Raw genomic sequence first — 25,037 nt, 5'->3', positions numbered from 1 at the left:
CCTTTACGTTGAGTTATTGCGCAGGCAACGCTATTTTCTGAGCAATAACGCCGGATCCGCCAAAGATCTGGGATCCATCACATTAACTTTAGGAGAGTACGGCATATGTCCGAGACATTACGCCCATTCAAAGGAACGCGGCCTGTTATCGGTAAAAACGTCATGGTGGATCCTTCCAGTGTGGTTATTGGGGAAGTCACACTGGCAGATGATGTGAGCATTTGGCCGCTGGTGGTCATCAGGGGTGATGTCAACCTCATTCGAATCGGCTCGCGCACCAATATTCAGGATGGCAGCGTTTTGCATGTGACCCACCGTTCGGAAAAAAACGGGCATGGGAACCCATTAATTATCGGGGAAGATGTCACTGTCGGGCACAAAGCCATGTTGCATGGTTGCACCATCGGCAATCGCGTCTTGGTGGGTATGAGTTCAATTCTTCTTGATGGCGTCACTGTTGAAGATGACGTCATCATTGGCGCCGGCAGCCTGGTTTCACCAGGGAAAACGCTAGAGAAAGGCTATCTTTACCTCGGCAGCCCGGCAAAAAAGATCCGCCCATTGACAGAACAAGAGCTGGAAGGGCTACTTTATTCCTCCAGTAACTATGTACGCTGGAAAGACGAATACCTGAACCAATGAAGCAATTGGCGCTTTTTATCAATGAGTTTCATCACTAAACAGAAAGCGCCCTTGCTCATCATATTCATTATCACGAATTAGACGTTCGAACTCATCCTCCCAATCCCAGCGATGTTCACGAAACAGTGACAGCCACTGTTCCGGGCGAGCGTCACCATATCGTTCAAGCAGGATATATCGCCTGATCACACACTCGCGTTGGAACCCGCCGACCAGTACCGGAAAGATGATCGCTTCATCATGATCGCTCCACCATTCCCGCTCAGGAAACTGAATCGCCTGATTCATTCCCCCAGTTCCTGCTTCATTTTACGAATTACCGGCACAGCGTCCGGCATGATACCGTGCCACAAACTGAACGCATGTGCCGCCTGCCAGACCAACATTCCCATTCCATCAACATACCGTTGTGCCCCTTGTTGGATACACCACGTCAAAAAAGGAGTCGGCTCGGCCTGATAAAACAGGTCATAGCAACATACATCAGGAGAAATCAGAGACACAGGTAGATCAGGGATATCACCCATTACCCCTGATGACGTAGCATTGATAATCAAATCAAAACGATGGTCGTCACTCAATGCATCCATCGACAACGCACTCACCTGACCGTAATGGCCAAAATGCTCAGCCAGCGCGCCAGCTCTGGCAAATGTTCGGTTAGCGATAACTAACTCACACCCGTATGCAAGCAAAGGTTGAATAACACCGCGTGCAGCACCACCCGCCCCGACCAACAACACTCGATAATGAGGCTGGATAAATGCATTCTGCTGCAAATCACTCAGCAGACCTATGCCGTCGGTATTATCACCATAAAGCGAACCATCACCTTTCTTTTGAATCGTATTGACCGCACCAGCAGAGCGAGCACGCTCGCTCAATTCATCCATAGCCGCACATGCACGCTCTTTGAATGGTGCCGTCACATTGGCACCACATGCACCACGCTGAAAAAACGTTTTCAGGCTGCCCTCAAAACCATCCAACGGCGCAAGAATGCGCTCGTAGGTCAGCGAAATTCCCGTTTGCTCAGCAAATAGCGAATGAATACGCGGCGATTTGCTATGCGCGATAGGATGACCAAAAACCGCAAAAGATTGACTCACGGGCACCTTTATTCTCCAGTATTTACTAGCCTTGACGCAGCATTTCCCCAGTCAGAGCATCACGAATCTCAGACGGGTTCAAACGACCGCCAACGCACCCATTCAGGACAGGAAAACCCTCCCCAAACTGCCTCACCACTTCGCTTACGGTGCGACACGGCGGCTGACCGGTTAAATTCGCGCTGGTGGAAACCAGCGGCTTGCCAAATGCCAGACACAACTGTCTCACCAGCGGATGATCACTAACACGCACTGCCAGCGAATTGAAGCGACCAGTCAACCAATCCGGCGTAGACGTTTTGGCTGGAATCACCCAAGTAACCGGTCCCGGCCAGGTAGCAAAAATAGCCTGACGTTGCGCATCAGATAAAGCGGCCATTTCCACGTAAGGCTCCAGTTGCCGAAAATCCGCTGCGATAAGAATCAGCCCTTTCTCACGTGGGCGTTGTTTCAGCACCAGTAAGCGTTCTACCGCCATTTCACTGTCAGGATCGCATCCGAGTCCAAATACCGCCTCCGTTGGGTAGGCGATCACACTTTCTTCCCGCAGTTGCTTCAGCAACAAGGTTAACTCTTCAGAATTTACATTACTCATCACAATGATGTTCTTCAGCGGATACAAGCTTTCCACACAATTTACTGGCACAAAAATGCCTAATGCCTTGTGCCGTTTTCTTCTCTATCAATAATGGATAATGGCAATACCCACATTCCCCCGCGATCGGCTTGTAATTAAGCGTGAACTGACAAACGGGGTAGCGCTCACAGGCGTGAAACGTCTTACCGTAACGAGACTTGCGCTGCAGCAATCGGCCTTCACGACATTGAGGGCATATCAAGGCTGTCTCATCCGGACGATCAATCGCCTCTGTATGATCACATTCCGGATAGTTACTACAACCAATGAACATGCCATAGCGACCTTGACGCAACACGAGTGTCGATTGGCAACGGGGGCAATAGTGACCATCCAGCACTTTTACCACATGTCCATCGGCATTGGCTTTAAGCGACCGGATATAGCGGCATTCAGGATAACGCGAACAGCCAAGAAAAAGGCCGTGCTGCCCAGAACGGATAACCAGCACGGCCCCACATTCAGGGCACACCTGCTGATTCTTTTCAGCAACAAGGGTTTTGTTCATGATTTACTCTGATTCCAAACTACTGCAGATACCCTTCATTAACCTCAAAGAGTAAATCTTCCATTTGCTGATAAGCACTTTCACAACCGGGCACATTGAACAACACCATCAATATGACCCATTTCAGATCTTCAAGGTCAAAATCCTGTGTTTCGAGTGCCATTACCCGATCAATAACCATTTCTCGGGTTTCCAGATTGAGCACTTGGATTTGCTCAAGAAACAGCAAAAAACCGCGGCAATCCACATCCAAACGCTGCTCTTCTTCAGCAGTGTAGATGCGCAACGCCAGAGGGTCGCTGGCCAGCGCCAGAGGCGGGGTTTGCCCTTCCTGCAGGTCAGCCAATTTTTCCAGCCAGTCTAACGCGCTGTAGATATCATCACGATCGAATCCCGCGCGGGTGAGGTCATCAGTCAACGTATCTTGATCGACACGCATTTCGGTTTCATTGTGGATGTAAGTTTCAAACAAGTACATGAGTACGTCGAACATGGCCTGCCCTCCTTATACGGACATAGCCGCCGGGTACAGCTGCGATCCACCCTGCTAACTCCAGATCCAGTAACTTACTCACCACCTCTGGCACAGGTTGGCCGGCACGTTCAGCGACAACGTCAACAGGTGTAACCTCATCTCCTACGGTAGCCAACACATCAGCAAATGGCAATTCCAGTTCACCCTCCGTTGAACAAATAATTTCCGCAATCCCCTCATTGGGAATATCGGCAAACCATCGCAACCCATTATGGAGTTGTTCAAAAATGTCTTTGGGCTGAGTAACCAGGCTGGCACCTTGTTGTATCAGCCAATGGTTACCTTCCGTCATCGGGTTCCCAATCGGGCCAGGAAGGGCAAATACCTCACGATTCTGTTCCAATGCATAACGCGCAGTTACCAATGAGCCACTGCGCATTGATGCTTCCACTACCAGAACACCCAAACTTAATCCGCTAATGATGCGGTTTCTACGTGGGAAATTTATCGGTAACGGTTTAGTATGTAAGGGAAACTCCGATACAAGCGCCCCACCTTTAACCACAATAGCATCAGCCAGAGCCTGATGCCGGCGAGGATAAAGCTGGTTTAAGCCGCTTCCCAATACTGCAACCGTTATGCCTCCTGCATTCAGGGCAGCATGATGGGCAATGCCATCAATGCCAACGGCTAATCCACTGGTTATCGTTAAGTGATTTAAGCTGAGTTGCTCGCTGAAAAAATGCCCCCATTGCTCGCCATAAGCGCTATTGTTGCGACTACCAACCACAGCGATCTGAGGGGATGACAACACGTTAATATCGCCGGCGACGTACAAACACACCGGAGGAGAAGCAATATTACTGAGTAAAGGGGGATAACCGCTGCTGTTAAAGGTTACCAGGTGATGATCCCGATTTTCCAGCCACTGTAGCGTGTTCTGAATATCAGGCGTATTTAGTGAGGAAAATTGCTCAACCTGATCTCCATTGAATCCCAGCGATTTCAAATATCCTGCTGAATACGTGCTTTCAGCCTTCAATTTATCGAATAGCATCGCACACCGCTTACCGCCGAAACCTTTCACCGAAGCCAGGCGCAACCAGATTTCCGTATCAGTCATATCCCATTCCGCATCCTGCAGTACCATGTCCGGTGATGCTGTCAATCCCCCTCGGAAATGTCTACAATAAAGGTTGGAGCATTCTAACCACCTGAATACAGATCTAAACCTATATGTCAGTCTTGCAAGTATTACATTTTCCCGATGAGCGGCTTCGCATTCAGGCAAAGCCGGTAAAAGAAGTTAATGCGGAAATTCAGCGTATCGTGGACGATATGTTCGACACGATGTACGAGGAAGAAGGTATTGGCCTTGCCGCCACACAAGTTGATATCCACCAGCGCATCATTGTGATCGACGTTTCGGAAGAACGGGATCAGCGACTAGTACTGATTAATCCGGAATTACTGGAAAAATCCGGTGATACCGGAATTGAAGAGGGCTGTTTGTCCATTCCAGAAACACGCGCACTGGTTCCACGAGCAGAGCATGTCAAAGTACGAGCCTTGGATCGTGAAGGTAAACCATTTGAACTCGAAGCCGACGGGTTACTGGCAATCTGCATTCAGCATGAAATGGACCATTTGATTGGTAAATTGTTTGTCGACTATCTGTCACCGCTGAAGCGTCAGCGTATTCGCCAAAAGCTGGAAAAATTGGCCAGACAAAACAGCAAAGCATAAAACAGTATCGTAAAACCTCTATCCAGACAGGAAACCACGTGTCATTACGCATTATTTTCGCAGGAACCCCGGATTTCGCCGCACAGCACCTTGCTGCTTTGCTGTCGTCTGAACATGAGATTGTCGGTGTATTCACTCAGCCGGATCGACCTGCTGGGCGCGGTAATAAGCTGACTCCTAGCCCGGTAAAAGTGCTGGCTGAGCAACACAATCTCCCGGTATTCCAGCCCAAATCGTTACGGCCCAGCGAAAGTCAGCAACTAGTGGCGGAACTTAGCGCTGATGTAATGGTTGTGGTTGCCTACGGCCTTATCCTGCCACAAGCGGTTCTGGATATGCCTCGTCTGGGATGCATCAATGTGCATGGCTCGCTATTACCACGCTGGCGTGGCGCGGCGCCGATACAACGCGCACTCTGGGCAGGCGATCGGCTAACTGGAATTACGATCATGCAGATGGACGCAGGATTGGATACCGGTGCCATGCTTCACAAAATCGAGTGTCCGATTCTACCGGACGACACCAGTGCAACGCTTTATGACAAGCTGGCAAACCTAGGCCCTCAGGGGTTACTGCATACGCTGACGCAACTATCCGCCTCTCAAGTCACCGCAGCAGCTCAGGATGATAGCCTGGCAACCTATGCCGAAAAGCTCAGCAAAGAAGAAGCACGTCTGGACTGGCGCTTGTCTGCCGAGCAACTAGAGCGTTGTATCCGAGCGTTCAATCCCTGGCCCGTCAGCTATTTTATGGTTGGGGAGCAGCCGGTTAAAGTATGGAAGGCGGAAGTGCTGGACATTTCGCACCAACAACTGCCGGGCACCGTACTTGCTGCAGATAAAGAAGGTATTCGGGTAGCAACCACCGATGGCGTACTCAATATTCAAATTCTCCAGCCCTCTGGCAAGAAAGCCATGTCTGCACAGGACTTGCTGAATTCTCGCCGTGAATGGTTCACCCCTGGCAGCACATTAGCTTGATACCACGGTACCGACTCGATATGTCGGTACCTCCGTTGTCCTCCTATCCATTCTGAACCGATGAAAAGCACATACAATCTTCGTAGCATCGCCGCCACCGTTCTTGTACAAGTTGTTGAACAAGGGCAATCACTTAGCCAATTACTCCCCGTGTTCCAGCGCGACATCAGTGAAAAAGATCGCGGCTTGTTGCAAGAGATCTGCTTCGGCGTATTACGTTTGCTACCTCAGTTAGATTGGTATCTCCGCCAACTGATGGCAAAACCGCTGACAGGCAAACAGAAGGTTCTGCACTATCTATTGATGGTTGGCATTTATCAGCTTATTCATACCCGCATTCCTCCACATGCAGCACTGGCAGAGACCGTCAATGCGGCAGTAACACTGAAACGCCCGCAATTAAAGGGATTGATTAACGGTGTTCTGCGCCAGTTTCAACGCCAACAGGAAGAATTACAGCAACGATTGCAAAATAATACTGCACGTTATTCACACCCCGACTGGTTACTGCAACGGCTAAAAAAAGCCTACCCTGACCAGTGGGAACAAATTATCGACGCAAACAATCAACACCCCCCGATGTGGTTAAGGGTCAATCGGCTTCACCATTCCCGTGAAGCCTATCTGGTTCTACTACAGGAAAAAGGGATTGAAGCCCACCCTCATCCATTTTATACCGATGCCATCAGGCTGATTACCCCTTGTGCCGTCGGCGGACTACCGGGATTTGATCAAGGCTGGGTCACCGTACAGGATGCTTCGGCACAGGGTTGTATTCACTGGCTGTCGCCGAAGAATCACGAAGATATTCTCGACCTCTGCGCAGCCCCTGGAGGTAAAACAACGCATATACTTGAAGCAGTTCCGCATGCGCGCGTACTTGCCGTCGATGTTGATGAACAGCGTTTGAAACGGGTCAAAGAAAATTTGCAGCGCCTTCGTTTGCATGCTGATGTCAAATGTGGTGATGGCAGAACGCCAGAAGCATGGTGCGCCGACCAGTGTTTTGACCGCATTTTGCTTGATGCGCCGTGTTCCGCCACCGGCGTCATTCGTCGGCATCCAGACATTAAGTGGCTGCGTCGCGATAGTGATATCGCCGAGTTGGCATCGCTACAACGGGCGATCCTGGAAGCTATCTGGCCCCGACTAAAAAATGGCGGTACGCTGGTTTACGCTACGTGTTCAGTGTTGCCGGAAGAAAACAGCCAACAGATAGCTGCTTTTTTGCAACATCATCCCGATGCAATACTGGCCGAGACAGGGAACACAATATCGCCAGGGATTCAGGTGTTACCCATGCCGGAAGATGGTGATGGTTTCTTTTATGCGAAGCTGGTAAAAAGCGGTCAATAGCCTACAGAACCCCCGACAGAAACAGACACGGCAGACATTACGATGAAGATAATTATTCTTGGTGCAGGTCAGGTTGGCGGAACGCTGGCAGAAAATCTGTCGGGTGAAAATAACGATATTACCGTTGTGGATACGAATACCACTCGGCTACGCCAGCTTCAGGACAAATTCGATCTACGCGTGGTGACTGGCTATGCTTCCCATCCACGCGTATTGCGTGAAGCCGGTGCAGAGGATGCGGATATGCTGATAGCCGTAACCAATTCCGACGAAACCAACATGATAGCTTGCCAGGTGGCTTATTCATTATTTAATACGCCCAATCGTATTGCGCGAATCCGTGCTTCAGAATATATCCGTGAATCAGAACAATTATTTCACGCGGAAGCCGTACCGATTGACCACCTGATTTCACCGGAACAGTTGGTGATCGACAATATTTATAAATTGATCGAGTATCCGGGAGCATTGCAGGTCGTTAATTTTGCTGAAGGAAAAGTCAGTATTGCCGCGGTAAATGCTTACTATGGTGGTCCTTTAGTCGGCAATGCTATCGCGACAATGCGTGATCACATGCCGCATATCGAAACCCGAGTTGCGGCGATTTTCCGACATGATCGCCCCATTCGCCCGCAAGGTTCAACCGTGATTGAAGCAGGTGATGAAGTATTCTTTATCGCTGCATCACAGCACATTCGGGCAGTAATGAGCGAGATGCAACGACTTGAGAAGCCTTATAAACGCATCATGATTGTTGGCGGTGGAAATGTGGGTTCAGGTCTTGCCCGTAAGCTTGAAAAGGATTACAGCGTTAAACTGATAGAACGTGATGCGCTTCGAGCTGCTGAATTGGCTGAACGCCTGCAAAACACCATTGTTTTTCACGGTGATGCTTCTGATCAGGAATTACTGGCACAGGAACATGTCGAGCAGATCGACGTATTTATCGCTATTACTAACGATGATGAAGCTAACATCATGTCGGCAATGTTGGCTAAAAGAATGGGAGCGAAAAAGGCTATGGTCCTGATCCAGCGTAAGGCCTACGTTGATCTGGTTCAGGGGAGCGTTATTGATGTCGCCATTTCCCCCCAGCAGGCCACTATCTCAGCCCTGCTGGGTCATGTTCGCAAAGCGGATATCGTTAGTGTTTCATCGCTACGGCGTGGCGTAGCTGAAGCCATTGAAGCTATTGCGCATGGCGACGAGGGCACATCAAAAGTCGTAGGCCGCATGATCGCCGATATCAAACTTCCACCAGGAACAATTATTGGTGCCATTGTACGTGGCGACGATGTGATCATTGCTAATAATAATTTACAGATCGAACAGGGCGATCATGTGATTATGTTTCTAACCGATAAGAAATATATCTCTGATGTTGAGCGTTTATTCCAACCCAGCCCATTCTTCCTCTGACAACCTTTCCTCAGGGCGTGTTAACCCACGCCCTATGTAATATGCCATTTTGGTAATTTCTTTATCGCTTGTTAGAATTAAAAAAGGTTTAACAGGAGATAATGCAATGAGCCTGATAAAAGAGTTTCGTGAATTCGCTATGCGCGGCAATGTCGTTGACCTGGCTGTAGGGGTCATTATCGGCGCTGCTTTTGGGAAGATCGTATCGTCGCTGGTATCGGACATTATTATGCCGCCATTGGGGTTACTGATAGGTGGTGTCGATTTCAAGCAGTTCCATTGGGTTTTACGAGAAGCACAGGGTAACCTTGCTGCCGTCAGCATAAACTACGGTACATTCATTCAGAATATTTTCGATTTTGTTATCGTGGCCTTCGCCATTTTTATGGCCATTAAACTCATGAACAAATTACGCCGCACTCAACAGGAACAACCGAATACCCCGCAGAAAGTCACCGCAGAAGAAAAACTCCTGACAGAAATAAGAGATCTACTCAAACAGCAGATCGATAGCCAGTCTAAAAATTCATAACTGACCTTAACAACTGAAACAACAAATCAGAAGGCCAGTGGTAAAAGTGTTATTTCTCTTACCACTGGCCTCCCAATTTTTACTCTGTACTTTCTGATGTTTCTCTTTGCGTCGATAGCTTCCTTTACCTTTGGCATTTTGCTCGACACGTTGGCGAAACAAGGGGTCATGCAGCAATGCTTCGAGTGCATTATCGGTTATTCGACCTTTAGTATGGCGATAGTTCGACATAAATTACCTCATTTGATAGATATAACATTGGTAAGAAAACCGTATTATAACGACAGGTCAGTCGTCTTTATCAGGGTGCAAACTCTTCTCAAACCGGCTCATCAGCTGGTGCCGATAAGGCATTTTTAAAAAATCCGTATTGACGCCTGAAAGCTGTAAACGCAACTCAATCGCCCTGAGCTGCCGGGATAACTCAACATACTCTTTTGATGCGGGGTCAGTAGCGAGCAGTAAATCTGCCAGCATCAACGCGTTCTTACGAGCTGATAACTCTGGTGGTAAAAAACCCGAATTTTTCATCAAGTGGTATGCGCTGCGTAACTCAGCAGGGACGGAGCTATTATCATCCAATTGAAGCGGCTTACCGCTTCCCGATAAATGATCCAATTCTCCGCGTTTTTGTGCTTCGAGTATATGGCGCTCAGCCCATTCATCAATAGGAAACATAACACAACCTCACACTCGAGATTTTGTTCATATGATAGTGGATTGAAAAGCACTCGAACAGCGGTGGGAGGACTAAAATAAGGACGTAAAAAAACCGGGTTTCCCCGGCTTTTCTACGCTAGTGCAAATTACTCTGCAGCAGCAACTTCTTCTGTCTGAGAAACTGCGCGATCAACGAGCTCGATGTATGCCATCGGCGCATTGTCACCAGCACGGAAGCCACACTTCAGAATACGAGTGTAACCACCAGCACGGCTCGCGAAACGCGGGCCCAGTTCGTTAAACAGTTTAGCCACGATCTCGTTGTCACGAGTACGGGCGAATGCCAGACGACGATTAGCAACGCTGTCGGTCTTGGCAAGAGTAATCAGCGGTTCAACAACACGACGCAGCTCTTTCGCTTTCGGCAGGGTCGTCTTGATAATCTCATGACGAACCAAAGAACCAGCCATGTTACGGAACATAGCCTGGCGATGGCTGCTGTTACGGTTCAGTTGACGACCACTCTTACGATGGCGCATGACCTTATCCTTCTCAGTAAAACCTTAACCTGTGATCCGGTTACTCATCAGCAATGCTTGCTGGCGGCCAGTTTTCCAGGCGCATGCCCAGAGACAGACCACGAGAAGCCAGTACGTCTTTAATCTCAGTAAGAGATTTTTTACCCAGGTTCGGCGTTTTAAGCAACTCAACCTCGGTACGCTGTACCAGATCACCGATGTAGTGGATAGCTTCTGCCTTGAGGCAGTTAGCAGAGCGGACAGTCAATTCAAGATCGTCAACAGGGCGCAGCAGGATCGGATCGAATTCTGGTTTCTCTTCTTTCACTTCCGGCTGACGTACATCACGTAAGTCAACGAAAGCTTCCAATTGTTCAGCCAGAATGGTTGCCGCACGGCGGATCGCCTCTTCAGGATCGATCGTACCATTGGTTTCCATCTCGATAACCAGCTTGTCCAGGTCAGTACGCTGTTCAACACGCGCTGCTTCAACATTGTAAGCGATACGCTCAACAGGGCTGTAGCAAGCATCGACTAACAAACGACCGATCGGGCGCTCATCTTCTTCCGTATGAATACGGGCAGACGCCGGCACATAACCACGACCACGCTGAACTTTGATACGCATATTGATAGATGCATTCTCATCGGTCAGATGGCAGATCACATGCTGTGGCTTGACGATTTCGACATCACCGTCATGGGTGATGTCGGCTGCAGTCACAGGGCCAATGCCAGATTTATTCAGGGTAAGAATAACTTCATCTTTGCCTTGAACTCTCACCGCCAGCCCTTTCAGGTTGAGCAGGATTTCCAGGATATCTTCCTGTACGCCTTCTTTGGTGCTGTACTCGTGCAGTACACCATCAATCTCAACCTCGGTCACCGCGCAACCAGGCATGGATGAAAGCAGAATACGGCGCAGTGCGTTACCAAGAGTATGGCCGAAGCCCCGCTCTAACGGCTCAAGGGTCACCTTGGCATGCGTCGAACTAACTTGCTCGATATCTACCAGGCGCGGTTTTAGAAACTCTGTCACAGAACCCTGCATTGTGTCCTCTCTTTGGTACTAAGCTTTACTTGGAGTAAAGCTCGACGATCAGGTGTTCATTAATGTCCGCAGACAGATCGGTACGTTCAGGAATACGCTTGAACACACCTTCCATCTTGGCAGCATCAACTTCCAGCCAAGTTGGCTTTTCACGCTGTTCAGCCAGCTCCAGAGCGGCCTTAACACGAGACTGCTTTTTCGCTTTCTCGCGGATGCTGACTACGTCATTCGGAGATACCTGATAAGAAGCGATGTTAACAACGCGACCGTTTACCATGACAGCTTTATGACTTACCAGCTGACGAGCTTCCGCACGAGTAGCGCCGAATCCCATACGGTAAACAACGTTGTCCAAACGACCTTCCAGCAACTGCAACAGGTTTGCACCTGTATTGCCTTTCAGGCGAGCGGCTTCTTTGTAGTAGTTACGGAATTGACGCTCCAGGACACCGTAGATACGGCGAACTTTCTGCTTCTCACGCAACTGTACACCATAGTCAGACAGACGCGGTTTACGTGCGCCGTGCTGGCCAGGAGCTTGTTCAATTTTACACTTGGAATCGATCGCACGAACACCAGACTTTAGAAACAGGTCGGTGCCTTCACGACGGCTCAGCTTGAGCTTAGGACCCAAATATCTTGCCATTTTCTTTCTCCAGCAATCCTAAAAGCGGCGTTACACGCGACGCTTTTTCGGCGGACGACAACCGTTATGAGGGATCGGAGTCACATCAGTAATGTTAGTGATGCGGAAACCAGCCGCGTTCAGAGCGCGGATAGTAGACTCACGGCCCGGACCAGGTCCTTTAACCATAACTTCCAGATTCTTGATACCGTACTCTTTCACAGCTTCAGCGCAGCGCTCTGCTGCTACCTGAGCGGCGAACGGAGTGGATTTACGAGAACCACGGAAACCGGAACCACCGGCAGTTGCCCAACCCAACGCATTACCCTGACGATCGGTAATGGTAACGATGGTGTTGTTGAAAGAAGCATGGATATGAGCCACACCGTCAGAGACTTGCTTTCTTACACGCTTACGTGCACGAATAGGTGCCTTTGCCATTATTCAATCACCCCGATTATTTCTTGATCGGTTTGCGCGGACCCTTACGGGTACGGGCGTTAGTCTTGGTACGCTGACCGCGAACCGGCAGACCACGACGGTGACGCAAACCACGATAAGTACCAAGGTCCATCAGGCGCTTGATGCTCAGGGTGATTTCACGACGCAGATCGCCTTCTACAACAAACTTGGCAACTTCGTCACGCAGCTTATCGATTTGCTCTTCAGACAGCTCACTGATCTTAACATCTTCAGCAATACCCGTTGCAGCACAGATAGATTTGGAACGGGTTTTACCGATGCCGTAAATAGCAGTTAATGCAATTACGGTATGTTTATGATCAGGAATGTTAATGCCTGCTATACGGGCCACTATGCACTCCTACAATTTTATAAAGCAATACCATTCTGAAAAGCCCGTTTTCAGGATACTCAAATGACATTGCAGTTACATACAAAAGATTGGCTGGCTAATCTAGCCAGCTCAATCCAACTTTGCAAGAAAAATATGCGAGATAATCAGCCTTGGCGCTGTTTATGCTTCGGCTCGGCACTGCAGATAACGCGAACGACGCCGTTACGCTTAACAATCTTACAGTTACGACATAATTTCTTGACGGAAGCACGAACTTTCATTTTTACTCTCCGTAACTTCTCAAGCTAACCTAATCAGCGGCTATAGCCTTTCAGGTTCGCCTTCTTCAATGCAGACTCATACTGACTCGACATCAGCAGCGTTTGCACTTGAGCCATAAAGTCCATGATCACAACGACAACGATAAGTAATGACGTTCCACCGAAATAGAATGGCACTTTCATTGCGTCACGCATGAACTCCGGGATAAGGCAGATGAAGGTAATATACATCGCACCAACTAATGTCAGGCGGGTCATTACTTTATCAATATACTTCGCCGTTTGCTCTCCCGGACGAATTCCTGGCACGAATGCACCGGACTTCTTCAGGTTATCTGCTGTTTCACGCGGATTGAATACCAACGCGGTATAGAAGAAACAGAAGAAGATGATTGCAGATGCATAGAGTAGCACATAAAGCGGTTGCCCTGGCTGCAGATACAGCGAAATAGTCGTCAGCCAGTTCCAACCGGTACCGCCCCCAAACCAAGATGCTATAGTCGCGGGGAACAGAATAATACTGGAAGCAAAAATAGCTGGAATAACACCGGCCATGTTCACCTTCAGTGGCAAATGCGTACTCTGTGCTGCATATACGCGACGTCCTTGCTGGCGTTTGGCGTAGTTAACAACGATACGACGTTGACCACGCTCGATAAACACCACAAAGAACGTTACAGCGAATACCAGCACTGCAACCAACAGCAACAGGAGGAAGTGCAGATCGCCTTGCCGCGCTTGCTCGATGGTATGGCCAATAGCCGGCGGTAAACCCGCAACAATACCTGCAAAGATTATGATTGAGATACCGTTACCGATACCGCGCTCAGTAATCTGCTCGCCCAGCCACATCAGGAACATGGTCCCTGTGACCAGACTGACAACAGCGGTGAAATAAAATGCAAAGCCTGGATTCATTACCAGACCTTCCATTCCAGGCATATTCGGCAAACCGGTAGCAATACCGATTGACTGAAATATTCCCAACACCAGAGTGCCGTAGCGGGTATACTGGCTGATTTTACGTCGGCCAGCTTCCCCTTCCTTCTTAATTTCCGCCAGTGCAGGGTGAACCACTGTCAATAACTGGATGATAATGGATGCCGAAATATACGGCATAATTCCCAGTGCGAAAATTGAAGCGCGGCTTAAAGCACCACCAGAGAACATGTTAAACATTTCAATGATGGTGCCACGCTGTTGTTCGAGCAATTTGGCAAGCACAGTGGCATCAATACCAGGAATGGGAATAAAAGAGCCAATACGGAAAACAATCAACGCACCGATAACAAACAACAGTCTGCGTTTCAGTTCGCCAACTCCGCCTTTAGCACTTTGAAAATCTAATCCTGGTTGTTTAGCCATCTGCTACTTATTCCTCAATTTTGCCGCCAGCAGCTTCGATAGCAGCACGAGCGCCTTTGGTGACGCGCAGACCACGAATCGTTACCGGACGTGCAACTTCGCCAGACAGAATCACTTTCGCGAATTCAATCTGAACGCCGATGACGTTAGCAGCTTTCAGCGTATTCAGATCAACAACATCGCCTTCCACACAAGCCAGATCAGACAGACGGATTTCCGCTGTAATCATCGCTTTGCGAGAAGTGAAGCCGAACTTCGGCAGACGACGATACAAAGGCATCTGACCGCCTTCGAAGCCACGACGTACGCCACCGCCAGAACGAGAATTCTGACCTTTGACGCCGCGACCACCAGTCTTACCGAGGCCGGAACCAATACCGCGACCTAAGCGCTTCGGCGCGTGTTTAGAGCCTTCGGCCGGAGACAGAGTATTCAAACGCATCTGTTACTCCTCCACTTTAACCATGTAGGAAACCGCGTTGACCATACCGCGAACAGCAGGAGTATCCTCGCGCTCAACGGTGTGACCAATACGACGCAGACCCAGGCCAAGCAGCGTTGCCTTGTGTTTCGGCAGACGACCGATTGCACTACGGGTTTGAGTAATTTTAATAGTCTTTGCCATGGTCAATTACCCCAGAATGTCTTCAACGGATTTACCACGCTTGGCAGCGACCATTTCCGGGGACTTCATGTTAGCCAGACCATCGATAGTTGCACGAACCACGTTAATCGGGTTTGTGGAACCATAGGCCTTAGCCAATACGTTGTGAACCCCTGCAACTTCCAGAACGGCGCGCATTGCACCACCGGCGATGATACCGGTACCTTCGGAAGCTGGCTGCATGAACACACGAGAACCTGTGTGCGCACCTTTAACCGGGTGCTGCAGAGTGCCGTTGTTCAGCGCGACATTCATCATATTGCGACGGGCTTTTTCCATCGCTTTCTGGATCGCTGCCGGAACTTCGCGAGCTTTACCGTAACCAAAACCTACGCGACCGTTACCATCACCTACCACAGTCAGTGCTGTGAAGGAGAAAATACGACCACCCTTAACGGTTTTAGATACGCGATTTACCGCGATCAGCTTTTCCTGCAGTTCGCCAGCTTGTTTTTCGATGTGAGCCATCTTACACCTCTACCTTAGAACTGAAGGCCAGCTTCACGGGCAGCATCTGCCAGTGCCTGGACTCGACCATGATATTGGAACCCGGAACGGTCAAAGGCCACACCCTTGATGCCTTTTTCCAGAGCGCGTTCAGCAACAGCTTTACCAACAGCTGCGGCCGCGTCTTTGTTACCGGTATACTTCAATTGCTCAGCGATAGCTTTTTCTACAGTAGAAGCGGCTACCAGGACTTCAGAACCGTTCGGTGCGATAACCTGCGCATAAATATGGCGGGGGGTACGATGTACCACCAGACGAGTCGCACCCAATTCACGGATTTTGCGACGTGCGCGGGTTGCACGACGGATACGAGCTGATTTCTTATCCATAGTGTTACCTTACTTCTTCTTAGCCTCTTTGGTACGCACGACTTCATCGGCGTAACGGACACCTTTGCCTTTGTAAGGCTCAGGACGACGGTAAGCACGCAGGTCAGCCGCTACCTGACCGATCAGCTGTTTATCCGCACCTTTCAGTACGATTTCAGTCTGAGACGGGCATTCAGCAGTAATGCCTGCAGGCAGTTCGTGATCGATCGGGTGAGAGAAGCCCAGGGCCAAATTCACCACATTACCTTTCACGGCTGCACGATAACCTACACCTACCAATTGCAGCTTTTTGGTGAAGCCTTCGGTAACACCGATAACCATGCTGTTCAACAGAGCACGGGTAGTACCGGCCTGAGCCCAGCCATCGGCAAAACCTTCGCGCGGGGCGAAAGTCAGCACGTTATCAGCTTGTTTAACTTCGACAGCGGCATTGATCTCACGAACCAACTCGCCATTTTTACCCTTGATCGAAATATCCTGACCGTTGAGTTTTACCTCTACGCCGGCAGGAATGACGACGGGTGCTTTTGCAACACGAGACATTCTTCCCTCCCGATTAAGCTACGTAGCAGATAATCTCGCCACCAAGACCAGCCTGGCGAGCTGCACGATCAGTCATCACACCTTTAGAGGTAGAAACAACTGCAATACCTAAACCGGCCATAACTTTCGGCAGCTCATCTTTGCGTTTATAGATGCGCAGACCAGGACGGCTGATACGCTGAATGCTTTCTACAACAGCCTTACCCTGGAAATACTTAAGAGTCAGTTCCAGTTCAGGCTTGGTGTCGCCTTCAACTTTAAAATCTTCAATAAAACCTTCTTCCTTCAGCACGTTGGCAATTGCCACTTTCAGCTTGGAGGAAGGCATGGTGACCGCAACTTTGTTCGCGGCCTGACCGTTACGGATACGGGTCAGCATATCCGCGATCGGATCTTGCATGCTCATCTGTCTTTACTCCCGTGATTCAATTGGTGACAATTACCAGCTAGCCTTTTTCAGACCCGGAATTTCACCGCGCATGGCGGCTTCACGGACCTTGATACGGCTCAACCCGAACTTCCGCAGGAAAGCGTGCGGACGACCTGTCTGGCGGCAGCGGTTACGCTGACGGGACGGGCTGGAATCACGCGGCAGAGTCTGCAGCTTGAGAACAGCATCCCAACGATCTTCGTCGGATGAGTTCACATTGGAGATGATAGCTTTCAGCTCAACGCGCTTGGCGAAGAATTTATCAGCTAATTTCACGCGTTTAACTTCGCGTGCTTTCATGGATTGCTTAGCCATTAGTAACCCTACCTTACTTGCGGAACGGGAAGTTAAAGGCGGCCAACAGCGCACGGCCTTCATCATCGGATTTCGCAGTGGTGGTAATGGTAATGTCCAAACCACGAACGCGATCGACCTTGTCATAGTCGATTTCCGGGAAGATGATCTGCTCACGCACACCCATGCTGTAGTTACCACGTCCATCGAATGATTTCGAAGACAGACCGCGGAAGTCGCGGATACGCGGTACAGCAATGGTAATCAGACGCTCAAAGAACTCCCACATGCGTTCGCCACGCAGAGTTACTTTACAGCCGATCGGATAGCCCTGGCGGATTTTGAAGCCTGCAACAGATTTGCGTGCTTTGGTGATCAACGGTTTTTGACCGGAGATAGCTGTCAAATCAGCTGCTGCGTTATCCAGCAGTTTTTTGTCAGCGATCGCTTCACCAACACCCATGTTCAGGGTGATCTTCTCGACCCGAGGGACTTGCATGACAGAATTGTAGCTGAACTGAGTCATCAGTTTGCTAACCACTTCGTCTTTGTAGTAATCATGCAGTTTCGCCATCGTACTACTCCAAATTACTTGATAGTTTCGCTGTTAGACTTGAAGAAACGGACTTTTTTGCCGTCTTCGAATCTAAAGCCTACACGATCCGCCTTGCCGGTGGCCGCATTGAAGATTGCAACGTTAGAAACCTGGATAGCAGCTTCTTTTTCAACGATGCCGCCTGGTTGATTCAGGGCCGGAACCGGCTTCTGATGTTTTTTAACCAGGTTGATACCTTCAACAACGACCTTACCAGAAGTCAGGACGTTCTTAACCTTACCGCGCTTGCCTTTATCTTTGCCAGTCAGCACGATAACTTCGTCATCACGACGGATTTTCGCTGCCATGATTCGCTCCTTAGAGTACTTCTGGTGCCAGAGAGATAATTTTCATGAACTTTTCAGTACGCAGTTCACGAGTTACCGGCCCAAAAATACGCGTACCGATAGGTTGCTCGCTGTTATTGTTCAGAATAACGCATGCATTACCATCGAAGCGAACGACAGAACCGTCAGGGCGACGAACACCCTTCTTGGTGCGCACCACTACCGCCTTCAGTACATCGCCTTTTTTCACCTTACCGCGGGGAATTGCTTCCTTAATGGTAATTTTGATGATGTCGCCGACGCCTGCGTAGCGACGGTGCGAGCCACCCAGAACCTTGATACACATTACGCGACGTGCACCGGAGTTATCGGCCACATTCAGCATAGTCTGTTCTTGGATCATGTTTAGTGCTCCGCTAATGTCAACTACTACTTTTCGAACCCTTGCGGGTCATTAATACCCCAGAATCGAGGGCGCAGCATTATAACACCACTTATCGACTGTGGGTAGAAAAAATAAACGGCCCTTTACAGAGCCGTTTATTATCAAGAGAAGAGCAGCACTCTATTACAGAACCGCTTTCTCTACAACGCGAACCAAGGTCCAGGATTTGGTCTTGGACAGCGGACGGCATTCGCGGATTTCAACCACGTCGCCAATTCCACATTCGTTGTTCTCGTCATGCACGTGCAGCTTGGTCGTGCGTTTGATGAATTTACCGTAGATCGGGTGTTTCACGAAACGCTCAATAGCGACAACAGCAGATTTCTGCATCTTGTCACTAACGACACGACCTTGCAGAGTACGGATTTTATCGGTCATTACGCACCCGCCTTCTCAGTCAGTAAAGTCTTAACGCGTGCGACATTACGACGCACTTGCTTCAACAGGTGAGTTTGTTGCAGCTGACCGCTGGCAGCCTGCATGCGCAGATTGAACTGTTCACGCAGCAGTCCGAGCAGTTCGGTATTCAGCTCTTCAACGCTCTTTTCACGCAGCTCTTTTGCTTTCATTACATCACCGTCTTAGTTACAAAGGTGGTTTTGATCGGCAGTTTCGCTGCTGCCAGTTCGAATGCCTCGCGGGCTAACTCTTCCGGCACCCCGTCCATTTCGTACAGGACTTTACCTGGCTGAATCAAGGCAACCCAATACTCCACGTTACCTTTACCTTTACCCATACGCACTTCAAGCGGTTTCTCAGTGATCGGTTTGTCCGGGAATACACGGATCCAGATCTTACCCTGACGCTTAACAGCACGAGTCATAGCACGACGAGCAGCTTCGATTTGACGAGCAGTCAGGCGACCGCGGCCAACAGCTTTCAGACCGAAAGTGCCGAAGCTCACATCCGTACCTGCAGCCAGACCACGGTTGCGGCCTTTGTGCACTTTACGGAATTTTGTACGCTTTGGTTGTAACATTCAGCGACTCTCCTTACTTGCGGCCTTTACGCTGCTGCTTTTTCGGTTGAGCAGCCGGTTTTTCCGGTTGTTCAACGGCAGCCATACCACCCAGGATCTCACCTTTGAAGATCCACACTTTCACACCGATGACACCGTAAGTGGTGTGCGCTTCGGAGGTGTTATAGTCAATGTCAGCACGCAGTGTGTGCAACGGAACACGACCTTCGCGGTACCATTCGGTACGTGCGATTTCGGCGCCGCCTAGACGGCCACTAACTTCAACTTTGATACCTTTAGCGCCCAGACGCATGGCGTTCTGAACAGCACGCTTCATCGCGCGACGGAACATAACACGACGTTCCAGCTGAGAAGTGATGCTGTCGGCAACCAGTTTTGCGTCCAGTTCAGGCTTACGAACTTCAGCGATGTTGATCTGCGCCGGAACGCCAGCGATATCCGCTACGCCCTTACGCAGTTTTTCAACGTCTTCACCTTTCTTGCCGATAACGATACCCGGGCGAGCAGTGTGAATGGTCACACGAATGCTTTTAGCCGGACGCTCGATAACGATGCGAGAAACGGAAGCTTTCTCCAGTTCCTTGTTCAGGTACTGGCGAACTTTAAAATCGCTGTCCAGGTTGTCAGCGAATTCTTTGGTATTTGCATACCAGGTAGAGTTCCAAGTTTTGACAATACCCAGGCGAATACCATTAGGATGTACTTTCTGACCCATTGCTAGTCTCCAGAGTCTCAGCGATCGGACACAACCACAGTGATGTGGCTGGTACGCTTCAGGATGCGATCCGCACGACCTTTAGCACGCGGCATAATGCGTTTCATGCTCGGGCCTTCGTCTACGAAAATTTTCGCAACTTTCAGATCGTCAATGTCAGCGCCATCGTTGTGTTCTGCGTTAGCAATGGCAGACTCCAGTACTTTTTTGACCAAACCAGCAGCTTTCTTGTTGGTATAGGTCAGAATTTCCAGAGCTTGCGACACTTTCTTACCGCGAATCAGGTCAGCCACCAGGCGAACCTTCTGAGCAGAAGAACGAGCATGGCGATGTTTAGCGATAGTTTCCATCTCTTCCTCCTACCTTATTTTTTCTTGGCTTTTTTATCAGCCGCGTGGCCGCGATAAGTACGAGTCGGCGCGAATTCACCCAGCTTGTGACCGACCATCTCATCAGAGATGAATACCGGAACGTGCTGACGACCATTATGGACAGCGATGGTCAAACCGATCATGTTTGGAAAGATCGTTGAGCGACGGGACCAGGTGCGCAGGGGCTTCTTGTCACCGCTTTCCACCGCTTTCTCTACCTTCTTCAGCAAGTGCAGGTCGATAAATGGACCTTTCTTGAGAGAACGTGGCATGGTTTATCCTCTAAAATTATTTAGTACGGCGACGTACGATGAATTTATCAGTACGCTTGTTGCTGCGGGTCTTCTTACCTTTGGTCTGAACGCCCCACGGAGTAACCGGGTGCTTACCAAAGTTACGACCTTCACCACCACCGTGCGGGTGGTCAACCGGGTTCATTGCCGTACCGCGAACGGTCGGACGAACACCACGCCAGCGTGCAGCACCTGCTTTACCCAGAACGCGCAGCATATGCTCGGCATTGCCGACTTCGCCCAGCGTTGCGCGGCAGTCGGATTCGACTTTACGCATTTCGCCAGAGCGCAGACGCAGGGTAACGTAAGCACCTTCACGAGCAACGATCTGAACGTAGGCACCAGCAGAGCGCGCCAACTGGCCGCCTTTACCCGGTTTCATTTCTACGTTGTGAACCGTTGAACCGACCGGGATGTTACGCATCGGCAGGGTATTACCGGTTTTGATTGCAGCATCAACACCAGACTGAATCTGGTCACCTGCTTTCAGGCCTTTCGGCGCCAGGATGTAACGGCGTTCGCCGTCTTTGTACAGAACCAGCGCGATGTTCGCGGAACGGTTCGGATCGTACTCCAGACGCTCAACCACAGCTGGAATACCGTCTTTGTTGCGTTTGAAGTCAACAATACGGTACTGCTGTTTGTGACCACCACCGATATGACGAGTGGTGATGCGACCATTGTTGTTACGACCACCGGATTTGCTGTTTTTTTCCAGCAACGGAGCAAACGGTTTGCCCTTGTGCAGCTCAGGGTTAACCACTTTAACAACGTGGCGACGACCCGGAGATGTCGGTTTACATTTAACAACTGCCATTGTATTACTCCTCCGACTTACTCTGCGCCGCCGATGAAGTCCAGATTCTGGCCTTCTTTCAGGGTGACGTAAGCTTTTTTCCAGTCGCTACGACGACCGATACGCTGTCCGTGACGTTTTACTTTCCCTTTAACAACCAGGGTACGTACGTCATTGACTTCGACTTCAAACAGTTTCTGCACGGCAGCTTTGATTTCTGCTTTAGTCGCGTCTTTAGCAACTTTGAGCACGATGGTGTTATGTTTTTCCATCGCAGTAGACGCTTTTTCAGAAACGTGCGGCGCGCGCAATACTTTCAGCAGACGTTCTTCACGAATCATGCCAGCATCTCCTCAACTTGCTTAACAGCATCAGCAGTCATAACCACTTTGTCGAAGGCGATCAGGCTTACCGGATCGATACCTGCCACGTCACGCACGTCAACCTTGTACAGGTTACGAGCGGCCAGGAACAGGTTCTCATCCAGCTCACCGGTGATGATCAGCACGTCATCCAGCGCCAGTTCTTTCAGTTTCTGAGCCAGCAACTTGGTTTTCGGCGCTTCAACAGAGAACTTCTCGACAACGATCAGACGATCCTGACGTACCAGTTCGGACAGAATGCTTTTCAGCGCGCCGCGGTACATCTTTTTGTTTACTTTCTGGCTGTGATCCTGCGGTTTGGCTGCGAAAGTCACGCCGCCAGAACGCCAAATCGGGCTCTTGATAGAACCAGAACGCGCACGGCCGGTGCCTTTCTGACGCCACGGTTTTTTACCGGAACCAGTTACTTCAGCACGGGTCTTCTGAGCGCGAGTACCTTGACGGGCACCTGCTGCATAAGCAACAACAACCTGGTGAACCAGCGCTTCGTTGAAATCACGACCGAAGGTAGTTTCGGAAACAGTCAGCGCGCTTTGCGCGTCTTTCAATACTAATTCCATTGCTATCTCCTCACGCCTTCACAGCCGGTTTAACGATCAGGTCGCTACCGGTTGCACCCGGGACCGCACCCTTAACCAGCAGCAGGTTACGCTCAGCGTCAACACGTACTACGTCCAGGCTCTGAACGGTTACGCGTTCGTTACCCAGCTGACCTGCCATTTTCTTGCCTTTGAACACTTTGCCCGGAGTCTGGTTCTGACCGATAGAACCCGGAACACGGTGAGACAAGGAGTTACCGTGGGTAGCGTCCTGAGTGCGGAAGTTCCAGCGCTTAACGGTACCGGCAAAGCCTTTACCTTTAGAAGTACCGGTAACGTCTACTTTCTTAACGTCAGCGAAAATTTCAACGCTAATGTCCTGTCCTACAGCAAATTCTTCGCTGTCAGCCAGACGGAATTCACGCAGAACGCGGCCAGCTTCTACACCAGCTTTAGCGAAGTGACCTGCTTCAGGCTTGGTTACACGGTTAGCTTTTTTAGCGCCGGTAGTGACCTGGACAGCACGGTATCCGTCGTTCTCCAGGCTTTTAACCTGAGTCACACGGTTTGCTTCAATTTCGATTACGGTTACGGGGATAGAAACGCCTTCTTCAGTGAAGATGCGGGTCATACCCACTTTTTTACCGACTAAACCAATCATTGTTTCAACCTCTCAATCGCTCAATGACCTGATTAACCCAGGCTGATCTGCACGTCTACACCGGCAGCCAGATCCAGACGCATCAGAGCATCAACGGTTTTCTCGGTTGGCTCAACGATGTCAACCAGACGCTTGTGAGTGCGAATCTCGTACTGATCGCGCGCGTCTTTGTTAACGTGCGGGGAGATCAGAACGGTAAAGCGCTCTTTGCGGGTCGGCAGCGGGATCGGACCACGGACCTGCGCACCAGTGCGCTTGGCAGTCTCGACGATTTCCGCAGTTGATTGATCGATCAGACGATGATCAAACGCTTTCAGGCGGATACGGATTCTTTGGTTCTGCATGAGACCAGAGCTCCAATTATTTTATAAACGGAAAAAATTACTACTCGCACCCATTACGATTGATGGGAGAGTGTAATCGTTCAGTACATAACCCCCATATCGGGAGTATTGTTCGGCGGATATCGGGTACCAGCCTTCGGATTCATACGAATCGGGCCTACCATTTCAGGTAGGCCCGCGCATTATACGCAAATGCGTTCAGGAAGCAATCGAAAGTTCAAATTGATGTTTTATTCACCAGGTGGCCGCTGAATAGTAACTGTCTCACAGCAACTGTCGGGTGGAAAAAAATCATTCTTCTTTTAATTGCGTTTGCAGGTAGTTTTGAATGCCCAGACGAGCAATCAGCTCAAGTTCGGTTTCCAACCAGTCGATGTGCTCTTCTTCGTCGGCAAGCACGTCAATCATCAGATCGCGGCTGACATAATCCCTCACAGAATCAGCATAGGCGATCGCTTCACGCAAATCCTTCGCGCCTTCAAGTTCCAATGCAAGATCAGAACGCAGCATCTCTTCTACGTCTTCACCGATATTGAGTTTGCCAAGGTCTTGCAGGTTAGGAACACCTTCCAGAAACAGGATTCGTTCAATGTAACGATCTGCATGTTTCATTTCGTCAATCGACTCATGATACTCATGATCGTTAAGACGTTTGAGTCCCCAGTTTTTAAACATGCGGGCATGAAGAAAATACTGGTTGATTGCAACCAACTCGTTACCCAACAGTTTATTCAGATGTGTAATGACTTTTTTATCACCTTTCATGACTTTGCTCCTCCGCTCCAGTATTAAAAAGTGTAGAAGCGGTCACCACAGAGTCAAAAGAATGCTTTTATCACTTACGCGACTTGATGCAATTCAGCATTTTTTGCTGTTTCTTCCTCCAGGATTAGCCTGGCCTGACGGATGCACTTACCGCATGACGTTCCAATCGGCACAAATTGCTTCAGCTGTTTCAATGACCGCGGTTGGTGCTGACGCACAACCTGCCGGATGACTTTATCGGAAACGGCATTGCACAAACAGACATACATATGCGGGCAACTCATTTTTTAATCAACCTGCCGCATTGTAAATAAGAATGGTTTTTATTTCAATTTATCTATCAGGTAATAAAAAAGGGTACCGAAGTACCCTTTTCATTTTTACATCGGCTATCGAT

At 49.6% G+C, this 25,037-nt stretch carries 44 protein-coding genes; 6 read left to right on the top strand and 38 right to left on the bottom strand.

The annotated features are described in order from the left end of the window. Positions 1 to 105 precede the first annotated feature (105 nt). Positions 106 to 642, top strand: coding sequence for a gamma carbonic anhydrase family protein (locus DCH402_RS02010; RefSeq protein WP_039999344.1), 537 nt, complete (start codon positions 106 to 108; stop codon positions 640 to 642). Positions 643 to 660: 18 nt separating this feature from the next. Here DCH402_RS02010 and DCH402_RS02005 read toward each other — a convergent pair whose 3' ends face one another. The 6 genes from DCH402_RS02005 to dprA are packed head-to-tail and all read right to left on the bottom strand — an operon-like array spanning position 661 to position 4,494. Continuing rightward, positions 661 to 930 carry a DUF1488 family protein gene (locus tag DCH402_RS02005; protein WP_039999343.1) on the bottom strand — a complete coding sequence of 90 codons (270 nt, stop codon included), beginning with the start codon at positions 928 to 930 and terminating at the stop codon, positions 661 to 663. Then, positions 927 to 1,757, bottom strand: a complete 831-nt coding sequence (aroE, locus tag DCH402_RS02000) for a shikimate dehydrogenase (RefSeq protein WP_039999342.1) — start codon at positions 1,755 to 1,757, stop codon at positions 927 to 929. The genes DCH402_RS02005 and aroE overlap by 4 nt, the downstream gene beginning before the upstream one ends. 19 nt (positions 1,758 to 1,776) lie before the next feature. Then, positions 1,777 to 2,346, bottom strand: coding sequence for an L-threonylcarbamoyladenylate synthase type 1 TsaC (gene tsaC / locus DCH402_RS01995; protein WP_040003304.1), 570 nt, complete (start codon positions 2,344 to 2,346; stop codon positions 1,777 to 1,779). Beyond that, positions 2,339 to 2,896 (bottom strand): DNA topoisomerase family protein, encoded by a 558-nt coding sequence (locus tag DCH402_RS20960; protein ID WP_071604655.1) that lies wholly within the window; start codon positions 2,894 to 2,896, stop codon positions 2,339 to 2,341. The genes tsaC and DCH402_RS20960 overlap by 8 nt, the downstream gene beginning before the upstream one ends. A 19-nt stretch (positions 2,897 to 2,915) precedes the next feature. Beyond that, positions 2,916 to 3,389: a DUF494 family protein gene (locus tag DCH402_RS01985; protein WP_012768131.1), complete on the bottom strand. Its 474-nt coding sequence runs from the start codon at positions 3,387 to 3,389 to the stop codon at positions 2,916 to 2,918. Continuing rightward, positions 3,361 to 4,494: a DNA-protecting protein DprA gene (dprA, locus tag DCH402_RS01980; RefSeq protein WP_040003302.1), complete on the bottom strand. Its 1,134-nt coding sequence runs from the start codon at positions 4,492 to 4,494 to the stop codon at positions 3,361 to 3,363. Before dprA ends, DCH402_RS01985 begins: the two co-directional genes overlap by 29 nt. Before the next feature lie 113 nt (positions 4,495 to 4,607). Here dprA and def point away from each other — a divergent pair, with 113 nt between their 5' ends. From def to mscL, 5 genes are all read left to right on the top strand, one after another. Next, complete coding sequence (gene def, locus DCH402_RS01975; protein ID WP_012768129.1) at positions 4,608 to 5,117, top strand: peptide deformylase; 510 nt, start codon at positions 4,608 to 4,610, stop codon at positions 5,115 to 5,117. Positions 5,118 to 5,155: 38 nt separating this feature from the next. Beyond that, on the top strand, positions 5,156 to 6,097 hold the full coding sequence (fmt, locus tag DCH402_RS01970) for a methionyl-tRNA formyltransferase (RefSeq protein ID WP_039999337.1): 942 nt from the start codon (positions 5,156 to 5,158) through the stop codon (positions 6,095 to 6,097). A 60-nt stretch (positions 6,098 to 6,157) separates the two neighbouring features. After that, positions 6,158 to 7,453, top strand: coding sequence for a 16S rRNA (cytosine(967)-C(5))-methyltransferase RsmB (gene rsmB, locus DCH402_RS01965; protein ID WP_039999335.1), 1,296 nt, complete (start codon positions 6,158 to 6,160; stop codon positions 7,451 to 7,453). Between the two features lie 42 nt (positions 7,454 to 7,495). Further along, on the top strand, positions 7,496 to 8,872 hold the full coding sequence (gene trkA, locus DCH402_RS01960) for a Trk system potassium transporter TrkA (RefSeq protein ID WP_039999334.1): 1,377 nt from the start codon (positions 7,496 to 7,498) through the stop codon (positions 8,870 to 8,872). A 106-nt stretch (positions 8,873 to 8,978) separates the two neighbouring features. Next, complete coding sequence (mscL, locus tag DCH402_RS01955) at positions 8,979 to 9,404, top strand: large-conductance mechanosensitive channel protein MscL (RefSeq protein WP_039999332.1); 426 nt, start codon at positions 8,979 to 8,981, stop codon at positions 9,402 to 9,404. 6 nt (positions 9,405 to 9,410) lie between these two features. Here the strand turns inward: mscL and DCH402_RS20955 are convergent, their stop codons facing one another. From DCH402_RS20955 to bfd, 32 genes are all read right to left on the bottom strand, one after another. Continuing rightward, positions 9,411 to 9,635 carry an alternative ribosome-rescue factor A gene (locus tag DCH402_RS20955; RefSeq protein WP_071604654.1) on the bottom strand — a complete coding sequence of 75 codons (225 nt, stop codon included), beginning with the start codon at positions 9,633 to 9,635 and terminating at the stop codon, positions 9,411 to 9,413. A gap of 57 nt (positions 9,636 to 9,692) precedes the next feature. Further along, positions 9,693 to 10,082: a DnaJ family domain-containing protein gene (locus tag DCH402_RS01950; RefSeq protein ID WP_039999331.1), complete on the bottom strand. Its 390-nt coding sequence runs from the start codon at positions 10,080 to 10,082 to the stop codon at positions 9,693 to 9,695. A 128-nt stretch (positions 10,083 to 10,210) separates the two neighbouring features. Continuing rightward, the gene (gene rplQ / locus DCH402_RS01945) at positions 10,211 to 10,603 is read right to left on the bottom strand and encodes a 50S ribosomal protein L17 (protein ID WP_012768122.1); all 393 of its coding nucleotides are present in this window, start codon (positions 10,601 to 10,603) and stop codon (positions 10,211 to 10,213) included. A 40-nt stretch (positions 10,604 to 10,643) separates the two neighbouring features. Then, positions 10,644 to 11,633 carry a DNA-directed RNA polymerase subunit alpha gene (locus DCH402_RS01940; RefSeq protein WP_012768121.1) on the bottom strand — a complete coding sequence of 330 codons (990 nt, stop codon included), beginning with the start codon at positions 11,631 to 11,633 and terminating at the stop codon, positions 10,644 to 10,646. A gap of 25 nt (positions 11,634 to 11,658) precedes the next feature. Beyond that, complete coding sequence (rpsD, locus tag DCH402_RS01935; RefSeq protein ID WP_012768120.1) at positions 11,659 to 12,279, bottom strand: 30S ribosomal protein S4; 621 nt, start codon at positions 12,277 to 12,279, stop codon at positions 11,659 to 11,661. Between the two features lie 30 nt (positions 12,280 to 12,309). After that, positions 12,310 to 12,699, bottom strand: a complete 390-nt coding sequence (gene rpsK, locus DCH402_RS01930; protein ID WP_002919257.1) for a 30S ribosomal protein S11 — start codon at positions 12,697 to 12,699, stop codon at positions 12,310 to 12,312. A 16-nt stretch (positions 12,700 to 12,715) separates the two neighbouring features. After that, positions 12,716 to 13,072: a 30S ribosomal protein S13 gene (rpsM, locus tag DCH402_RS01925; protein WP_012768119.1), complete on the bottom strand. Its 357-nt coding sequence runs from the start codon at positions 13,070 to 13,072 to the stop codon at positions 12,716 to 12,718. 146 nt (positions 13,073 to 13,218) lie between these two features. Beyond that, on the bottom strand, positions 13,219 to 13,335 hold the full coding sequence (gene rpmJ / locus DCH402_RS20950; protein WP_002227352.1) for a 50S ribosomal protein L36: 117 nt from the start codon (positions 13,333 to 13,335) through the stop codon (positions 13,219 to 13,221). Between the two features lie 33 nt (positions 13,336 to 13,368). After that, a complete protein-coding gene (gene secY, locus DCH402_RS01920) occupies positions 13,369 to 14,700 on the bottom strand; it encodes a preprotein translocase subunit SecY (RefSeq protein WP_039999328.1) in 1,332 nt (443 codons plus the stop codon). Between the two features lie 7 nt (positions 14,701 to 14,707). Next, on the bottom strand, positions 14,708 to 15,142 hold the full coding sequence (rplO, locus tag DCH402_RS01915; RefSeq protein ID WP_012768116.1) for a 50S ribosomal protein L15: 435 nt from the start codon (positions 15,140 to 15,142) through the stop codon (positions 14,708 to 14,710). Between the two features lie 3 nt (positions 15,143 to 15,145). Next, positions 15,146 to 15,325: a 50S ribosomal protein L30 gene (gene rpmD / locus DCH402_RS01910; protein WP_004846568.1), complete on the bottom strand. Its 180-nt coding sequence runs from the start codon at positions 15,323 to 15,325 to the stop codon at positions 15,146 to 15,148. Positions 15,326 to 15,331: 6 nt separating this feature from the next. Then, positions 15,332 to 15,832, bottom strand: coding sequence for a 30S ribosomal protein S5 (gene rpsE, locus DCH402_RS01905; RefSeq protein ID WP_012768115.1), 501 nt, complete (start codon positions 15,830 to 15,832; stop codon positions 15,332 to 15,334). 14 nt (positions 15,833 to 15,846) lie between these two features. Then, positions 15,847 to 16,200 carry a 50S ribosomal protein L18 gene (gene rplR, locus DCH402_RS01900; protein ID WP_012768114.1) on the bottom strand — a complete coding sequence of 118 codons (354 nt, stop codon included), beginning with the start codon at positions 16,198 to 16,200 and terminating at the stop codon, positions 15,847 to 15,849. 9 nt (positions 16,201 to 16,209) lie between these two features. Then, complete coding sequence (gene rplF, locus DCH402_RS01895) at positions 16,210 to 16,743, bottom strand: 50S ribosomal protein L6 (protein WP_012886342.1); 534 nt, start codon at positions 16,741 to 16,743, stop codon at positions 16,210 to 16,212. Between the two features lie 13 nt (positions 16,744 to 16,756). Continuing rightward, a complete protein-coding gene (gene rpsH / locus DCH402_RS01890; RefSeq protein ID WP_012768112.1) occupies positions 16,757 to 17,149 on the bottom strand; it encodes a 30S ribosomal protein S8 in 393 nt (130 codons plus the stop codon). Positions 17,150 to 17,182: 33 nt separating this feature from the next. Next, positions 17,183 to 17,488 (bottom strand): 30S ribosomal protein S14, encoded by a 306-nt coding sequence (gene rpsN, locus DCH402_RS01885; RefSeq protein ID WP_012768111.1) that lies wholly within the window; start codon positions 17,486 to 17,488, stop codon positions 17,183 to 17,185. Between the two features lie 13 nt (positions 17,489 to 17,501). Further along, positions 17,502 to 18,041, bottom strand: coding sequence for a 50S ribosomal protein L5 (rplE, locus tag DCH402_RS01880; protein ID WP_012768110.1), 540 nt, complete (start codon positions 18,039 to 18,041; stop codon positions 17,502 to 17,504). Positions 18,042 to 18,055: 14 nt separating this feature from the next. Beyond that, the gene (gene rplX / locus DCH402_RS01875; protein WP_012768109.1) at positions 18,056 to 18,370 is read right to left on the bottom strand and encodes a 50S ribosomal protein L24; all 315 of its coding nucleotides are present in this window, start codon (positions 18,368 to 18,370) and stop codon (positions 18,056 to 18,058) included. Between the two features lie 10 nt (positions 18,371 to 18,380). Next, on the bottom strand, positions 18,381 to 18,752 hold the full coding sequence (gene rplN / locus DCH402_RS01870; protein WP_012768108.1) for a 50S ribosomal protein L14: 372 nt from the start codon (positions 18,750 to 18,752) through the stop codon (positions 18,381 to 18,383). Between the two features lie 165 nt (positions 18,753 to 18,917). Further along, entirely contained in the window at positions 18,918 to 19,172 is a 255-nt protein-coding gene (gene rpsQ, locus DCH402_RS01865) for a 30S ribosomal protein S17 (RefSeq protein WP_035344537.1), read from the bottom strand. Beyond that, on the bottom strand, positions 19,172 to 19,363 hold the full coding sequence (rpmC, locus tag DCH402_RS01860; protein WP_012764048.1) for a 50S ribosomal protein L29: 192 nt from the start codon (positions 19,361 to 19,363) through the stop codon (positions 19,172 to 19,174). The genes rpsQ and rpmC overlap by 1 nt, the downstream gene beginning before the upstream one ends. After that, positions 19,363 to 19,773: a 50S ribosomal protein L16 gene (gene rplP / locus DCH402_RS01855; protein ID WP_012768106.1), complete on the bottom strand. Its 411-nt coding sequence runs from the start codon at positions 19,771 to 19,773 to the stop codon at positions 19,363 to 19,365. The genes rpmC and rplP overlap by 1 nt, the downstream gene beginning before the upstream one ends. Positions 19,774 to 19,786: 13 nt before the next feature. After that, positions 19,787 to 20,488 (bottom strand): 30S ribosomal protein S3, encoded by a 702-nt coding sequence (gene rpsC / locus DCH402_RS01850; RefSeq protein ID WP_012768105.1) that lies wholly within the window; start codon positions 20,486 to 20,488, stop codon positions 19,787 to 19,789. A gap of 17 nt (positions 20,489 to 20,505) precedes the next feature. Next, positions 20,506 to 20,838 carry a 50S ribosomal protein L22 gene (rplV, locus tag DCH402_RS01845; RefSeq protein ID WP_026741343.1) on the bottom strand — a complete coding sequence of 111 codons (333 nt, stop codon included), beginning with the start codon at positions 20,836 to 20,838 and terminating at the stop codon, positions 20,506 to 20,508. 14 nt (positions 20,839 to 20,852) lie between these two features. Further along, positions 20,853 to 21,131 (bottom strand): 30S ribosomal protein S19, encoded by a 279-nt coding sequence (gene rpsS, locus DCH402_RS01840; protein ID WP_012764044.1) that lies wholly within the window; start codon positions 21,129 to 21,131, stop codon positions 20,853 to 20,855. A 16-nt stretch (positions 21,132 to 21,147) separates the two neighbouring features. Next, positions 21,148 to 21,969, bottom strand: a complete 822-nt coding sequence (rplB, locus tag DCH402_RS01835; RefSeq protein ID WP_012768103.1) for a 50S ribosomal protein L2 — start codon at positions 21,967 to 21,969, stop codon at positions 21,148 to 21,150. Positions 21,970 to 21,986: 17 nt separating this feature from the next. After that, positions 21,987 to 22,289, bottom strand: coding sequence for a 50S ribosomal protein L23 (gene rplW, locus DCH402_RS01830; RefSeq protein WP_024107520.1), 303 nt, complete (start codon positions 22,287 to 22,289; stop codon positions 21,987 to 21,989). Then, positions 22,286 to 22,891: a 50S ribosomal protein L4 gene (gene rplD / locus DCH402_RS01825; protein WP_012764041.1), complete on the bottom strand. Its 606-nt coding sequence runs from the start codon at positions 22,889 to 22,891 to the stop codon at positions 22,286 to 22,288. Before rplD ends, rplW begins: the two co-directional genes overlap by 4 nt. A 10-nt stretch (positions 22,892 to 22,901) precedes the next feature. Continuing rightward, on the bottom strand, positions 22,902 to 23,531 hold the full coding sequence (rplC, locus tag DCH402_RS01820; RefSeq protein WP_039999320.1) for a 50S ribosomal protein L3: 630 nt from the start codon (positions 23,529 to 23,531) through the stop codon (positions 22,902 to 22,904). A 32-nt stretch (positions 23,532 to 23,563) separates the two neighbouring features. Beyond that, a complete protein-coding gene (gene rpsJ, locus DCH402_RS01815) occupies positions 23,564 to 23,875 on the bottom strand; it encodes a 30S ribosomal protein S10 (RefSeq protein ID WP_001181005.1) in 312 nt (103 codons plus the stop codon). A 291-nt stretch (positions 23,876 to 24,166) separates the two neighbouring features. Then, entirely contained in the window at positions 24,167 to 24,640 is a 474-nt protein-coding gene (bfr, locus tag DCH402_RS01810; protein ID WP_012768100.1) for a bacterioferritin, read from the bottom strand. A 74-nt stretch (positions 24,641 to 24,714) separates the two neighbouring features. Continuing rightward, complete coding sequence (gene bfd, locus DCH402_RS01805) at positions 24,715 to 24,909, bottom strand: bacterioferritin-associated ferredoxin (RefSeq protein ID WP_039999318.1); 195 nt, start codon at positions 24,907 to 24,909, stop codon at positions 24,715 to 24,717. Positions 24,910 to 25,037: the final 128 nt, after the last annotated feature.

It is taken from the genome of Dickeya chrysanthemi NCPPB 402 (genome assembly GCF_000406105.1).
Lineage (GTDB): Bacteria > Pseudomonadota > Gammaproteobacteria > Enterobacterales > Enterobacteriaceae > Dickeya > Dickeya chrysanthemi.
This window is presented reverse-complemented; position numbering and strand designations above follow the sequence as displayed.

Bases quoted from the DNA above. Each gene is read 5' to 3' on its own strand.
- DCH402_RS02010 (WP_039999344.1), top strand. From the start codon at position 106: ATGTCCGAGACATTACGCCCATTCAAAGGAACGCGGCCTGTTATCGGT.
- DCH402_RS02005 (WP_039999343.1), bottom strand. From the start codon at position 930: ATGAATCAGGCGATTCAGTTTCCTGAGCGGGAATGGTGGAGCGATCAT.
- tsaC (WP_040003304.1), bottom strand. From the start codon at position 2,346: ATGAGTAATGTAAATTCTGAAGAGTTAACCTTGTTGCTGAAGCAACTG.
- DCH402_RS20960 (WP_071604655.1), bottom strand. From the start codon at position 2,896: ATGAACAAAACCCTTGTTGCTGAAAAGAATCAGCAGGTGTGCCCTGAA.
- DCH402_RS01985 (WP_012768131.1), bottom strand. From the start codon at position 3,389: ATGTTCGACGTACTCATGTACTTGTTTGAAACTTACATCCACAATGAA.
- dprA (WP_040003302.1), bottom strand. From the start codon at position 4,494: ATGACTGATACGGAAATCTGGTTGCGCCTGGCTTCGGTGAAAGGTTTC.
- def (WP_012768129.1), top strand. From the start codon at position 4,608: ATGTCAGTCTTGCAAGTATTACATTTTCCCGATGAGCGGCTTCGCATT.
- rsmB (WP_039999335.1), top strand. From the start codon at position 6,158: ATGAAAAGCACATACAATCTTCGTAGCATCGCCGCCACCGTTCTTGTA.
- trkA (WP_039999334.1), top strand. From the start codon at position 7,496: ATGAAGATAATTATTCTTGGTGCAGGTCAGGTTGGCGGAACGCTGGCA.
- mscL (WP_039999332.1), top strand. From the start codon at position 8,979: ATGAGCCTGATAAAAGAGTTTCGTGAATTCGCTATGCGCGGCAATGTC.
- DCH402_RS20955 (WP_071604654.1), bottom strand. From the start codon at position 9,635: ATGTCGAACTATCGCCATACTAAAGGTCGAATAACCGATAATGCACTC.
- DCH402_RS01950 (WP_039999331.1), bottom strand. From the start codon at position 10,082: ATGTTTCCTATTGATGAATGGGCTGAGCGCCATATACTCGAAGCACAA.
- rplQ (WP_012768122.1), bottom strand. From the start codon at position 10,603: ATGCGCCATCGTAAGAGTGGTCGTCAACTGAACCGTAACAGCAGCCAT.
- DCH402_RS01940 (WP_012768121.1), bottom strand. From the start codon at position 11,633: ATGCAGGGTTCTGTGACAGAGTTTCTAAAACCGCGCCTGGTAGATATC.
- rpsD (WP_012768120.1), bottom strand. From the start codon at position 12,279: ATGGCAAGATATTTGGGTCCTAAGCTCAAGCTGAGCCGTCGTGAAGGC.
- rpsK (WP_002919257.1), bottom strand. From the start codon at position 12,699: ATGGCAAAGGCACCTATTCGTGCACGTAAGCGTGTAAGAAAGCAAGTC.
- rpmJ (WP_002227352.1), bottom strand. From the start codon at position 13,335: ATGAAAGTTCGTGCTTCCGTCAAGAAATTATGTCGTAACTGTAAGATT.
- secY (WP_039999328.1), bottom strand. From the start codon at position 14,700: ATGGCTAAACAACCAGGATTAGATTTTCAAAGTGCTAAAGGCGGAGTT.
- rplO (WP_012768116.1), bottom strand. From the start codon at position 15,142: ATGCGTTTGAATACTCTGTCTCCGGCCGAAGGCTCTAAACACGCGCCG.
- rpmD (WP_004846568.1), bottom strand. From the start codon at position 15,325: ATGGCAAAGACTATTAAAATTACTCAAACCCGTAGTGCAATCGGTCGT.
- rpsE (WP_012768115.1), bottom strand. From the start codon at position 15,832: ATGGCTCACATCGAAAAACAAGCTGGCGAACTGCAGGAAAAGCTGATC.
- rplR (WP_012768114.1), bottom strand. From the start codon at position 16,200: ATGGATAAGAAATCAGCTCGTATCCGTCGTGCAACCCGCGCACGTCGC.
- rplF (WP_012886342.1), bottom strand. From the start codon at position 16,743: ATGTCTCGTGTTGCAAAAGCACCCGTCGTCATTCCTGCCGGCGTAGAG.
- rpsH (WP_012768112.1), bottom strand. From the start codon at position 17,149: ATGAGCATGCAAGATCCGATCGCGGATATGCTGACCCGTATCCGTAAC.
- rpsN (WP_012768111.1), bottom strand. From the start codon at position 17,488: ATGGCTAAGCAATCCATGAAAGCACGCGAAGTTAAACGCGTGAAATTA.
- rplE (WP_012768110.1), bottom strand. From the start codon at position 18,041: ATGGCGAAACTGCATGATTACTACAAAGACGAAGTGGTTAGCAAACTG.
- rplX (WP_012768109.1), bottom strand. From the start codon at position 18,370: ATGGCAGCGAAAATCCGTCGTGATGACGAAGTTATCGTGCTGACTGGC.
- rplN (WP_012768108.1), bottom strand. From the start codon at position 18,752: ATGATCCAAGAACAGACTATGCTGAATGTGGCCGATAACTCCGGTGCA.
- rpsQ (WP_035344537.1), bottom strand. From the start codon at position 19,172: ATGACCGATAAAATCCGTACTCTGCAAGGTCGTGTCGTTAGTGACAAG.
- rpmC (WP_012764048.1), bottom strand. From the start codon at position 19,363: ATGAAAGCAAAAGAGCTGCGTGAAAAGAGCGTTGAAGAGCTGAATACC.
- rplP (WP_012768106.1), bottom strand. From the start codon at position 19,773: ATGTTACAACCAAAGCGTACAAAATTCCGTAAAGTGCACAAAGGCCGC.
- rpsC (WP_012768105.1), bottom strand. From the start codon at position 20,488: ATGGGTCAGAAAGTACATCCTAATGGTATTCGCCTGGGTATTGTCAAA.
- rplV (WP_026741343.1), bottom strand. From the start codon at position 20,838: ATGGAAACTATCGCTAAACATCGCCATGCTCGTTCTTCTGCTCAGAAG.
- rpsS (WP_012764044.1), bottom strand. From the start codon at position 21,131: ATGCCACGTTCTCTCAAGAAAGGTCCATTTATCGACCTGCACTTGCTG.
- rplB (WP_012768103.1), bottom strand. From the start codon at position 21,969: ATGGCAGTTGTTAAATGTAAACCGACATCTCCGGGTCGTCGCCACGTT.
- rplW (WP_024107520.1), bottom strand. From the start codon at position 22,289: ATGATTCGTGAAGAACGTCTGCTGAAAGTATTGCGCGCGCCGCACGTT.
- rplD (WP_012764041.1), bottom strand. From the start codon at position 22,891: ATGGAATTAGTATTGAAAGACGCGCAAAGCGCGCTGACTGTTTCCGAA.
- rplC (WP_039999320.1), bottom strand. From the start codon at position 23,531: ATGATTGGTTTAGTCGGTAAAAAAGTGGGTATGACCCGCATCTTCACT.
- rpsJ (WP_001181005.1), bottom strand. From the start codon at position 23,875: ATGCAGAACCAAAGAATCCGTATCCGCCTGAAAGCGTTTGATCATCGT.
- bfr (WP_012768100.1), bottom strand. From the start codon at position 24,640: ATGAAAGGTGATAAAAAAGTCATTACACATCTGAATAAACTGTTGGGT.
- bfd (WP_039999318.1), bottom strand. From the start codon at position 24,909: ATGTATGTCTGTTTGTGCAATGCCGTTTCCGATAAAGTCATCCGGCAG.